The 903-nt window shown below is 56.9% G+C and carries 1 protein-coding gene; it reads left to right on the top strand.

Going from position 1 to position 903, the window contains the following annotated elements; genetic code table 11:
- On the top strand, positions 1 to 903 hold a 903-nt coding region (locus PXY01_RS22065), incomplete at both ends, for an amino acid adenylation domain-containing protein (protein ID WP_127573295.1).

Genomic DNA, 903 nt, shown 5'->3' on the forward strand with positions numbered 1-903 from the left:
GGCGTTTGCCGGACAGAAGCTGGAGCTGAAGGAAGCGACGTTGGACGGCGAAGAAGACGGGAACCTGGAAGCGGTGAACGGCCCTCACCACTTGGCGTATGTCATCTACACCTCAGGCTCGACGGGTCAGCCGAAAGGGGTCATGGTGGAGCATCGCGGCGTGGTCAATTATGTTGCATGGGCGGACAAAACCTATGTCAACGGGGAGAGGACTACGTTCGCGCTCTACTCCTCAATCGGATTTGACCTAACGGTTACCTCGGTATTTACGCCGCTAGTAACAGGGAACGAGATTGTGATCTTCAAGGAACGGGCAGATGGAGGTCCAGTCATTGAGCAGGTTGTGCAGGACCCTCGGATCGATCTCATAAAGCTGACGCCGGCGCATGTGAAGCTGCTCATGAGTGCAGGTTGGACGCACAGTACTATCCGGAAGTGGATTGTCGGCGGTGAAGCGCTGGACGGGAAGCTGGCGGCAGAGCTGGTAAGCAGGAATGGGAACGGGACGCGAATCTATAACGAATACGGCCCGACAGAGACAGTAGTTGGCTGTACGGTATATACGTATGCAGGACAAGAGCTATCTACACGACAGGTTCCAATCGGCAAGCCGGGAGACAACATGCGAATCTACGTGCTGGATGGAAGCAGGCAGCCGGTGCCATTGCAGGCGGTAGGAGAAATCTATATCGGCGGAGACGGTGTTGCGCGGGGGTATTTAAACCGTGAAGAACTGACGGCGGAGAAGTTCGCCTTCGACCCGTTCGTACCAGGCGAACGAATGTATCGTACTGGTGACCTGGGCCGGTGGCTGCCGGACGGCAACCTTGAATATTTGGGCCGGGTGGACGAGCAGGTGAAAATCCGCGGCTACCGAATCGAGCCGGGCGAGATCGCAAGCGC

Source organism: Paenibacillus xylaniclasticus (assembly GCF_004001065.1).
In the GTDB taxonomy this organism is placed as follows: domain Bacteria; phylum Bacillota; class Bacilli; order Paenibacillales; family Paenibacillaceae; genus Paenibacillus_T; species Paenibacillus_T xylaniclasticus.